Origin of the sequence: Acetobacter syzygii, assembly GCF_000964225.1 — a bacterium.
In the GTDB taxonomy this organism is placed as follows: Bacteria; Pseudomonadota; Alphaproteobacteria; order Acetobacterales; family Acetobacteraceae; genus Acetobacter; species Acetobacter syzygii.
The window spans coordinates 1-9,780 of sequence record NZ_BAMZ01000040.1 but is presented as its reverse complement, the minus strand read 5'-3'; the positions used below and the strand labels follow the sequence as shown (position 1 = coordinate 9,780).

13 protein-coding genes are annotated in these 9,780 nt (G+C 51.2%); 8 read left to right on the top strand and 5 right to left on the bottom strand.

The annotated features are described in order from the left end of the window. Positions 1-548 precede the first annotated feature (548 nt). Positions 549-674: a hypothetical protein gene (locus Absy_RS12895; RefSeq protein ID WP_257006424.1), complete on the bottom strand. Its 126-nt coding sequence runs from the start codon at positions 672-674 to the stop codon at positions 549-551. 107 nt (positions 675-781) lie between these two features. Between Absy_RS12895 and Absy_RS11425 the strand changes: the two genes are divergently transcribed. After that, positions 782-1,066, top strand: a complete 285-nt coding sequence (locus Absy_RS11425; RefSeq protein WP_048854892.1) for a BrnT family toxin — start codon at positions 782-784, stop codon at positions 1,064-1,066. Further along, on the top strand, positions 1,050-1,313 hold the full coding sequence (locus Absy_RS11420; RefSeq protein ID WP_035366292.1) for a BrnA antitoxin family protein: 264 nt from the start codon (positions 1,050-1,052) through the stop codon (positions 1,311-1,313). Before Absy_RS11425 ends, Absy_RS11420 begins: the two co-directional genes overlap by 17 nt. 57 nt (positions 1,314-1,370) lie before the next feature. Here the strand turns inward: Absy_RS11420 and Absy_RS11415 are convergent, their stop codons facing one another. After that, positions 1,371-1,583: a helix-turn-helix domain-containing protein gene (locus Absy_RS11415; RefSeq protein WP_456303461.1), complete on the bottom strand. Its 213-nt coding sequence runs from the start codon at positions 1,581-1,583 to the stop codon at positions 1,371-1,373. 103 nt (positions 1,584-1,686) lie between these two features. Between Absy_RS11415 and Absy_RS11410 the strand changes: the two genes are divergently transcribed. The 3 genes from Absy_RS11410 to Absy_RS11400 all read left to right on the top strand — a co-directional run bounded on the left by Absy_RS11410 (position 1,687) and on the right by Absy_RS11400 (position 4,745). Beyond that, positions 1,687-1,887 carry a hypothetical protein gene (locus Absy_RS11410; RefSeq protein WP_048854890.1) on the top strand — a complete coding sequence of 67 codons (201 nt, stop codon included), beginning with the start codon at positions 1,687-1,689 and terminating at the stop codon, positions 1,885-1,887. A 460-nt stretch (positions 1,888-2,347) separates the two neighbouring features. After that, complete coding sequence (locus Absy_RS11405; protein WP_143221514.1) at positions 2,348-3,496, top strand: hypothetical protein; 1,149 nt, start codon at positions 2,348-2,350, stop codon at positions 3,494-3,496. A gap of 88 nt (positions 3,497-3,584) precedes the next feature. After that, the gene (locus tag Absy_RS11400; RefSeq protein ID WP_048854888.1) at positions 3,585-4,745 is read left to right on the top strand and encodes a phospholipase D family protein; all 1,161 of its coding nucleotides are present in this window, start codon (positions 3,585-3,587) and stop codon (positions 4,743-4,745) included. Here Absy_RS11400 and Absy_RS11395 read toward each other — a convergent pair. Further along, complete coding sequence (locus Absy_RS11395; RefSeq protein WP_048854887.1) at positions 4,742-6,376, bottom strand: Eco57I restriction-modification methylase domain-containing protein; 1,635 nt, start codon at positions 6,374-6,376, stop codon at positions 4,742-4,744. The genes Absy_RS11400 and Absy_RS11395 overlap by 4 nt on opposite strands. Next, the gene (locus Absy_RS11390; protein ID WP_179287867.1) at positions 6,373-6,546 is read right to left on the bottom strand and encodes a hypothetical protein; all 174 of its coding nucleotides are present in this window, start codon (positions 6,544-6,546) and stop codon (positions 6,373-6,375) included. Before Absy_RS11390 ends, Absy_RS11395 begins: the two co-directional genes overlap by 4 nt. Positions 6,547-6,865: 319 nt before the next feature. On the opposite strand from Absy_RS11390, the gene Absy_RS11385 reads away from it, so the two are divergent. The 3 genes from Absy_RS11385 (at position 6,866) to Absy_RS11375 (ending at position 8,585) form a co-directional block, all read left to right on the top strand. After that, positions 6,866-7,462, top strand: coding sequence for a recombinase family protein (locus tag Absy_RS11385; protein ID WP_048854886.1), 597 nt, complete (start codon positions 6,866-6,868; stop codon positions 7,460-7,462). Positions 7,463-7,640: 178 nt separating this feature from the next. Further along, positions 7,641-8,300, top strand: coding sequence for a ParA family partition ATPase (gene parA, locus Absy_RS11380; RefSeq protein WP_048854885.1), 660 nt, complete (start codon positions 7,641-7,643; stop codon positions 8,298-8,300). A 27-nt stretch (positions 8,301-8,327) separates the two neighbouring features. Next, positions 8,328-8,585, top strand: a complete 258-nt coding sequence (locus tag Absy_RS11375; RefSeq protein ID WP_006116379.1) for a ribbon-helix-helix domain-containing protein — start codon at positions 8,328-8,330, stop codon at positions 8,583-8,585. Positions 8,586-8,625: 40 nt separating this feature from the next. Here Absy_RS11375 and Absy_RS11370 read toward each other — a convergent pair whose 3' ends face one another. Further along, positions 8,626-9,681 (bottom strand): replication initiator protein A, encoded by a 1,056-nt coding sequence (locus tag Absy_RS11370; RefSeq protein WP_048854884.1) that lies wholly within the window; start codon positions 9,679-9,681, stop codon positions 8,626-8,628. Between the last annotated feature and the right edge of the window lie 99 nt (positions 9,682-9,780).

Here is a 9,780-nt window from a genome sequence, read left to right as displayed (position 1 = left end):
GATTCGGGGTTTTAAATACCGAGATTCGGGGTTTTAAATACCAAATCGGAAAAAAACGCAGAAATTCCTATTCTATATCAATGCGTTAAATGGATGCCAAAATCGCTTAACACAGAATCTAACACCTATTTAACACCTCCTTTGAACATCTGGTCTGTGGATAACTTTTTATCGCTTAAAAATTTCCAGCCAAATTGAACCCAAGCACCGCCTCTTGGGGGCTATGCCCCCACCGGCTCGCGGCCTACGGCCGCCCCGATCACGCTTCGCGCGATCTCCCACCCGGCATCCCTCTGCTCGCCCTTTCAGGGCTGCGCTAATACGGACATGCCTACGGCACGGAATCATATCGACGATGCATTCCGCATCGTCTCTCCATGCACACCTTCCTCTCCCGCGTCGGCGCCTCTCCCGCGTCGGCGCCTCTGGCGCCCTACGGGGCTCCCGCTCCGCGCTCGCCCGACGCCAGCAACACCAAAAGAACCAGGCAAGACCGCAATCTGCTCAAGGCACACTGGCGTTCAGGCGATCATTCAGCGGCTCACGTGTCACAACATGTCCGTCTGACGCCACAGGAAGGCCGTACAGGCGTTATCGTGCGTGATGGCTGGTTTGTTGTCTGTAATGGGAATTGCGCCTTGTACGCCCCCCTCCAGAGAGCTTACCGCAATCATGGATGTCCTCCAGCGCGAAATTCAAGGGAGACACGATGGAGACGGAACGGGGATCATTGGATTCTAATAGTATTGCATTTGTGTAGACAAATGTCTATCTTATCTCCATGAAGATTGCGGGTTTCGACTGGGATGACGGCAACTGGCCAAAATGTGGCAAGCATGGTGTCTCCCGTGCGGAAATCGAGCAGGTCCTGCTGGGAGAACCTGCCGTCATGGCTGATCCTCATCCAGGTGAGCCCCGGATGCGGGCCATCGGCAGGACTGAAGCCGGACGTTACGTTTTTCTGGTCTTCATGTTCAGGACGGTCAGCAGTCAGACCCGGCTACGTCCCATCAGTGCCCGTTACATGCATCAGAAGGAGATCGACCACTATGAGCAGCAAAAATAGGTCCATGCCCTCTCTGCATAGTGATGAAGCGGCCGAGGATTTCGTCGCGACCGCCGATCTGACCCGGTATGACCTGTCCGGTTTCAAGCCCATGCGCTTTGAGATCGAACCCAAGGCGGCTGCCCTCAACATGCGCCTGCCAGCGTCCCTGCTGGACGCCGTGAAAGCCAGGGCAAAGGCAAAGGGCATCCCTTACACACGCTATGTCCGGATGCTGCTGGAGACCGATGTTGCACAAATGAGGTAAAGCGTATTCCAGCCGGAACAGAAGAGATCGGGCAATGTAAATACGCCCGAAAATCACTCAGGTCATACTGACAGGCTTCAGGAACTCCACAGGCGTTGTCTCAAGCGCCTGCGCCAGTTCATACAGCGTCACGACTGTCGGGTTGCGGTGACCGCGCTCCAGACCGCTGAGATACTGCTGGCTGAACCCGGAGCGTTCTTCCACCTGCTCCTGGGTCAGCCCCTTCTCCTGCCTCAGGCGGGCAAAATTCTTTCCGACAAGCCGTTTCATGTCCATGCAGGGACCGTGACGACTTACACACTATAAGTTTATCAACTATAATATGTAACTATTCATCCCTTTGCATTTCCTCTCTCTTGCCAGGAAGAAATCCATGCCGCAGCCGCGCCAGAAAGCCGTCAATCTCAATGTGAAAGTGACTGAGACAACCATCCGGGCGTTGAGCCGGACAGCCGCTCTTCGGGATACAACCCAGAAAGAGGTGCTGATGCGCGCCCTGCTGAAAGCCGGGATTGAAATTGATCCGCACGATCTCGGAGAAAAGCGCACGCTTCCCTGGCACGAACGTCCCTGACAGAGAGCTTTTTTTCTCTCCTGCTTGTTCTGACAGGCTGTTTACTGTGTCTGCTGAGGAGAGAGCGTAGAGGCTCAGGACACTAGGGGATGTCCTGAGCCTTGGGGCAAGCGGTTGGGGCCGCTCTGAAGTCACCCGTTGAGTAGTCGTCTGTAGGCTAAGGGTGGGGAGATTGTCTTTTCCGAGGCGGTCTCTCCATCCGTTTTCCAGTATGAAAATTTCTCTGGACCATGGTCAAGTCAGATGTGCGGAAGACACGTTTTCCTCATTCGCATGAGAAACTTCCTATTATAAAGTTGCGAAGCTCATTTTTTATCGGGAATTTTTAATTTATATGATGTTGCAGAACCGTGAGTTATCATGTTTTTTCGAACATATTCGACCGTTTCCATGAGTTTTAGAGACGCCGCTGAAAACTGCGGTTTCTGGGGTTGAGTGAAGGTAAGAGATGCAGATCCCGGTGCACAAGACATCCGTCATGCAGGCCCTTCAGAGTGCTGTGGCCCGTGGGTATGTCTGGCATGTCTCCGGGGTTATCGCGGCAGATAAATTTCTGGCGCTCGAAGATAAATTTGCAGAGCGCTATGACATAGGACTGTCCCGATGGCAGCGGTGCCGTCAGCGCAGGCAGGGCGCGGCCGGTGTGCGTTTCTTTGCCTATCCTGAACAGGGAACGACGCGTTTCCTGTGGTGGCTTCTGTTTACCGAGGGCGAGAGTAATGTCTTTCAGCAGGAGCATGGACGCCGGAAGGCTTCAGACAGAAAAGGTCGGCTGTTCTGGGGAACGGAGTTCGAGCTGGTGCAGCTTCCGACCCCGAACGGGAAAGTGTCCTGGTCCTGGCGGATGACCAGAGAGCGTGTGCAGGCGTGGCAGGAAGAGATCCAGGCTGCGATCCGGACCACACGGGATGACAATGCCATCAAGGCTGTCATGGCGCGTCTGGTGCGACTTCCGGGGTTCAAGGGGGTGCGGCAGCAGGTTTTTGAACTGCACCGGTTTGCAAAAGATGACTGGGGGCGGATCAGGCGGAAGGCAAAGTCTTGGGAGCCACCGGCACGGCCGGGTTACGTGCGCTTCCGGTCTGATGAGACTGCTTCTGCGGCTCAGGTTGTGCAGAGGCTGCTTATGGGGAAGGCCCCTTTTGGGAAAGAGCCTGTTGGTTCTGAACGAGAGTTGCCTGAGGAAGGAGCAATGCCTGCTGTAAACGGGAACAGTCAGACAGGATTACCCATCCCTCGGGGGCTGGATGCCTCTCGCGTGTTGCTGATCCGGGAAGCGGAGCAGATCCGGACATTCATCGCGGAGCGCTGGTCGTATGAATCGATCCGTCTCTGGCTTCTGGATCGTTATGGGGAGGCGTTCGATATTCCGCTGCCAGCCTTTCGGGAGCGGGTCAGGCGGGCGCTTCAGGCGAAGGCAGGGTCTGTTTTGAAAGGTAAGGCAGAAGCTATTCAGGCTGTTCGGGTCGTTGATCAGGCAAAAGAGAAAGAGAGCGAGCCGGTCAAAGAACACTGCCTGAGCTGGGAGGACAGGCGAACAGGGCGCTTTCCTGGAAGCGGGACGAACGTTGTTCATCGTAAAAAGCCAAACAGGGATGAACTCTACTGAAGGTGCCGTATGCCCCTTTAGTCGCGCTTAATATTTTCAGCTCTAAAACGAATTATGTATACTGTTTTCACAATCAGGAAAGCAGTGAATGAAAAATTATATCCTTCAGGCTGTGACCAATGCGGATCACGCTAAGCACCTCAACAATATTCTTGATCATTCTGATACAATAAAAGTTATTCTCAGTACCGCCTTCATGACAGAGCGTGGTTTATCTTTAATTGAGAGCACGCTGTCTGCCGTCGCATCGCAAGCGATAGTGTTTGCAGGGGTTCGGAATGGCATCACGACTGCGCAGGCATTAGAGAAAGCCTTAAGTATCGGATGTACTGTTTACGCTGTTGATACTGGATCACGCACACGCATTTTTCATCCGAAAGTCTATTTTCAGAGAAGCCATAACAAAGCGCGGCTAATCGTAGGTAGTGCAAATCTCACAGTTGGTGGCCTTCTTGCTAACATTGAAGCAAGCTTGTTGCAGGATTTTGATACGACTGTTCAGGAGGATGCTGACTTCTTGGCTAACGTGGAGCAACAGTTCCACGATATGATAGATGAGTATCCTGAGCATGTTATTAAGATTAGTGCCAGATCCGACATTGAGAAGCTTCTCGAAACTGGGCGGGTTCTCGACGAGTCTGAAACACGGGCTCCTGCGGCTTCATCATCGTCTTCTGATCGTGGGGATGACCAAGTTCCCCTTATGAAGCTGAAAACAAAGCGTGGAACATCATCGAAAATTTCAAAGTTTTCATCTGAATTTTCAAGAGTAGTTCCGACCACTTTGTCGGGAAAACCGGTGCAACCAAGCAATACAGCTCTAGAACTTTTATGGGAAAGCAAAGAACTGCGGCGCCGTGATTTAGATATACCGAAATCGGAAACAACTCATGCTACCGGATCAATGCTATGGAAGAAGGGGGCATCAGAAATAGATCAACAAACCTATTTTCGGGATAGGGTCTTTGCTAATCTTACATGGCAGCCAAGTGCGCGTACAACAGGAAAAGAAGAGGCGGAGGCAGATTTTCAGATCATTATTCGAGGCATTGACTACGGACTATATCGTTTGACTGTCACACACGATACTAGAAAAAATACTGCTGCGTACAAGCAACGGCAGCCTATGACGGACGTCCGATGGGGCGAAGCTCGCCCCCTTATAGCGCGCACGGATCTTCTGGAGCGAATTATGAGGCTTTATCGAGATCCGGCGCAACCTGATGTTTATGTCATTGATATAGACTAAGTAGCCTCAGATGACACTCTGTGACGGCGATTGCGGAGGCGCTGCCAACCTGAGAGAAGTTCATCCTGTTGAGCTATGGACAAACCGACCTCGCCCAAGACCCGTTTGGTCTGAAGTGCAAGGACGTCATCCATTGACATTGTGCGTACAGCTTTATCCAGCTCGTCTATCTCGGGAGTGATTTTCGATGGAGGAGGCAATAGTAGCTTTTCGATTTCGGACGGAACAAGCTCAAGAACCCCTCCTCCATAGTGTCTGCCTTCTAGCTCTGCACTTAAGGCGGTCAAGCCATTCAGAAAGCTGTAAACCAATTGCTCAGCCGTACCCTCTTTAGCTCGAATGCGATACGCTGTATCGGTCGTGTAAGCGCCGACTTTGTTGAGAATCAGTCGCGGGGTGTCGTGACTTCGCTTCAGCATTCCGATTTCGGTCGAATATACTGAAGGAACAGCATACCATGGGCTACGAATACGGCATTTGTAGCGTGTGTGTAGACTCTCTTTTAGCCCTTGTTCGATGTACTGCTTCCCCAACTTTGTTCGTTCGACGCTGGTATCTTTGAACCATATAAAATTTGTTGGCTTTCCGCTTGATGCATTTGCTTGGTGTTGTTCGTCATCATAGATGATGCCAGGGCAATGTTCGCTACGCCCAAACATCGGATAAGCCCACTTCTGAAGGCCGAAGCGCTGAACCGTTTCGTCTTCGACCAGAAAAAATTTGTTTGCTCCTGTGACGATGCCTACATCTACGTCAGCAACTTCATCGAAGCGCCGTGCCAAATTAGTCGCGATCAATTCATCAAGCAGTTCACGAGTAGCAGGTGCTAAAAGTGCACGAGTCCACTTCCCTTCGACTGTTTTACCATTAATCGACTGCGGCGTATTGAAGACATCTTCCGGATCAAATTGAAGGAAATCTCGCCCTCGCACGGGATAAATTCCAAGCCCTTCGGCATAATCCGTTGCCTTCTTCTTCTTTTCCACAAGAAGAAGGACCGCACCTTGAAGAGTACCGTCGAACCAAAGCTCTTCAGGGTCAACCACGATCAAACGTCGCGCGTTGGCCCCTAGATACGACCGAAGAGATTGCGCATGCATGACGTGAATAATTTCAGAGGGTACAACCATTGCGAGCCGTCCACCGGGCCGCAGAAGCTCGAAAGATGCAAGCACAAAGGAGACCCATGCGTTGGTATGCTTGGTAAACTTGCAACCCACGCGGTCAAAAATTGCTTGTGCCCGATCTTGGAAAAGAGCTGGCAAATACTGGTAACGAATAAATGGAGGGTTGCCTATTACTGCATCGAACCGCTCAGTTTTGTCATCCATGGCCTCTAATGCCCAACCTAAGAAGTCAGAGGCACGAATATTAACTCTAGATAATCCGAGGGTCTGCGCTCGTTCTTGGGATTTTTGTGCTTCGGCTTCGTCCAATTCGAAGCCGACTATCTCTCCAGATAATTTACTGTTGTTAATTGCCTCAAAGAAAATTCCATCACCACAACTTGGTTCTAAAGTGCGATTTGGAGAAATTTTTGAGACCCATCGGGCAAGGAAAGTTGCGAGATCAGCGGGAGTATAGTAGCCACCGCGAAGCTTTTCAGCCGATTCAAATTTCTTGAAGTTCATTTGTGATCGGCCTCGTTCTTATTTCCTTTGTATTCTGAAAGGTATTGCTGGATACGCTCAATCATCCAGTCTTTTAATGTTTTGTTTTCTATTGCCAAAACACTGTAGAGCTGCCTTTTTTGGAAGGGGTCTAGCTCTACAACCACACGACCTGATTCACCTTTTGCCATATAACATAACTCACATTTGTTATGTTATGCATTGAACGTGCATAATGTTATCTGTCAAGAAAAACTAGATGTCAGTTCATTCGTGCATTGTAGCTTCCCGAGCGATGCTCTCTGGACTGGAGCGACTTGGGACCAGATAGAGAGCAGCAATGCCGTCAAAATTGCGACACGAAATCAAAGGGGTCGGTATGACATTCTATAATTACCGCGCAGATATCATGTGAAAATTTATCGTCCCTGTTGATGTATAGTCTGATTGGGACAACCCGGAGCCACGGTGTATTAAGGCCTGCATGGTGGTTTTTCTGGGAGGGTTCAAATGGGACAGCGCGCGGTCATCTATTGCCGGGTTTCCACGGCCGATCAGTCCTGCGTGCGGCAGAAGGACGAGCTGAAGCGGTTTGCTGAACGCGCGGGCTATGAAGTGCTGGACGTTTTCATGGAGACCGGCTCTGGCGTTCGGGTGGATCGTGCCGAGCGTCGCAAGGTCATGGCACTGGCCCAGGCCCGTGAAATTGATGCCATCCTGGTGACGGAGCTGTCCCGCTGGGGGCGCTCGACCATTGATCTCATCTCCACGCTTCAGGAACTGGAGAGTTATCGTGTTTCCCTGATCGCCATGACGGGGATGATGTTTGACCTGGCGACGCCACATGGGCGGATGCTGGCGACGGTTCTGGCCGGGATTGCGGAGTTCGAGCGGGATCTGATCAGCGAGCGGGTGAAGTCTGGCCTGGCCGCTGCCAGGGCACGCGGGAAGGTTCTCGGCCGACAGAAAGGAGAGCGGCCGAAGTCTGACCGTCTGGCTCCGAAGGTTTTGGCGCTGGCGGCTGAAAAGCGGAGTTATCGGTGGATCGCCCGTGATCTGGGGATCAGCAAGAACACTGTTGCTGCCATTGTGCAGAGGGAAAGATAGCGCGTTATCATGTTTTTGTTAACACAAAAACATGATAACATTCTATAGGTGCTATCAGCACCGGTCTGAGGCATGCGAAATGTTTGGTTCGATTAAATAGTCGGTTTTTTGAGGAAGACATTGAGTTATCAAAATAACATGGCAATGAGTTAATGTGTTAACACGGAAACATGGTGGCATGAAAACAATCGCGATCATTAGTCAGAAGGGAGGCGCTGGGAAGACGACGCTTGCCCTACACTTGGCTACTAGTGCCAGTGCCGCTGGATACGTTTCTCTGATCCTCGATACCGATCCGCAGGCGACTGCAAGTTCATGGAAAGCGTGGCGGGGGGATGTCGAGCCTGATGTGGTGGATTGTGCGGCTCACGCCCTGTTATCAAAAAAGCTGGAGCAAGCGTCCGAACTGGGTGCAGAACTATCGATAATAGATACCCCTCCACATGCCGATATTATGGCGCGTGAGGCGTGTCGTGTCGCTGATTTCTTGTTAATTCCATGCAGACCACGTGCTTTCGATATGGACGCTGTCAGAACAACGGCAGAACTTGTGCGAGCCAGTGGCAAGCCTGCCTTCGTAATCTTTACTGCGGGTCCTCCTCGTGCGCCCCAAGTTTATAAGGAGGCGGCTGAGGTCGTGGCGCAGTTTGGTATCCCTGTTGCTCCTGTTGTTTTGCCAGAGCGTGCAGTTTTTCATCATAGCGTTGGTTCCGGTCGTACCGCGCAGGAAACGGAGCCGGAAAGCAAGGCTGCTGCTGATATAGCACTGTTGTGGAATTGGGTGTGTGATCAAGTTAACATGCCATTACACAAACAAGATGACATAAAAACGCGTTAGCACTTTTCTAAGTTAAGGATATACGGCATGAGTCGGTTTGCTGGTCTCAAAAAGACGGTCGCGCCATCGGTTGTGGAACCGGCAGCGCAAACGGTGGTAGAGAAAGGCCGCCCACGTAATCCGAGAGAAGGTAAGCGGGCTGTGGTGGGGTATTTTTCTCCAGCAGTTAGCAAGGGACTACATCAACTTGCGCTTGATACCGATACAACTATTCAGGGTTTGATCGGGGAGGCCATTGATGACTTGATGCGTAAGCACGGTCGTCATCCTTTTGGAGAGCGCTGACTATCTATGTAGATAGATTATGCCTGATATATTTGTACAATCAGGGTTGACCACGCTTAGCAAACCACGTCTCGCAGAATTTGATGAAATGCCGCTCAGGGTTCTTCGGAGCGATCTCGTTATCACCCAGCCACATGCGCCATTCTCTTTCGAGATGATGCACATCCCACCCTGTCGCGATGTTCCGAGCGTCCCCGTAAATATTAGGATCAAGCGCACCCATCCAAGCCTCGGTTGCTGGCTCGGCAGCTTTCATTGTGCCGCGATTGATGAATGTTACCATGTCTTTCTGAGGATCGAATTCGACACGGTAATCCGGTAGATGATCGCTTGCAGCGAGGTTCTTTATCATCTGTCGGAACAATTTTTCTGGGCTTTGAGAGCCTGATTTTTTCAGTAGGATCTCAAGAGAGGCTTTCCATGCCACTTGCTGACCGCAATGTTTGCGGGCTAGTTCGTAAACGCGTCGTTCCAGCGGTTTGCGTAGCCGGAAATAATCACGATGCAGTGTCAGAACATCATTACTCTTAATTGCGTTAAAGACCCAATCCGACAGCTTGATCTCGCAATGCAACAGGCGACCATCGAGGCCAAGTTTGCGGCGGATGGATGAAGCGTCGATCAGGCCAAAACCGTCTACCTGTTCTTCGTCGCCTGTGACGATGTTAGTGCGGATACGTGTACCTTCAAGGCGGTCGAGGGCTTCGATAAGGGCTTTGTAGTCCTTACCTGCCGTACCGCGATTGGTGAAAATGAGTAAGTCACGGCTGCTGATCCGTACCCGTTGCGATACTTTTTCCCCGGCCTTTAGTTTCGCCATAATCTGCGAAATACAGTAGATTAGAATATCTTTATCGTAGATTGTAGCAAGGCCCTTCACGCTTGGCGTGATTTCCAGCCATTGCCCGTTATGTTCATAGCGACGAACGGACGCCTCGGGTTTTTTCGATAAGGAATAGAACGGATGCTCCATTTGCGGCATCACGTCCTTAAGCACGGCATCTGCCACGTCGCAGATGAATAAGTCATGCTGCGGATGACGCTCCGGCAGGAGGGCCTCATGGACAACAGGCAGATTCGGGGTTTCAGATACCATACCTCAAGTTCGGGGTTTTACATACTTGCGTCAAGTGATTCGGGGTTTTAAATACCGAATACCGAGATTCGGGGTTTTAAATACCGAGATTCGGGGTTT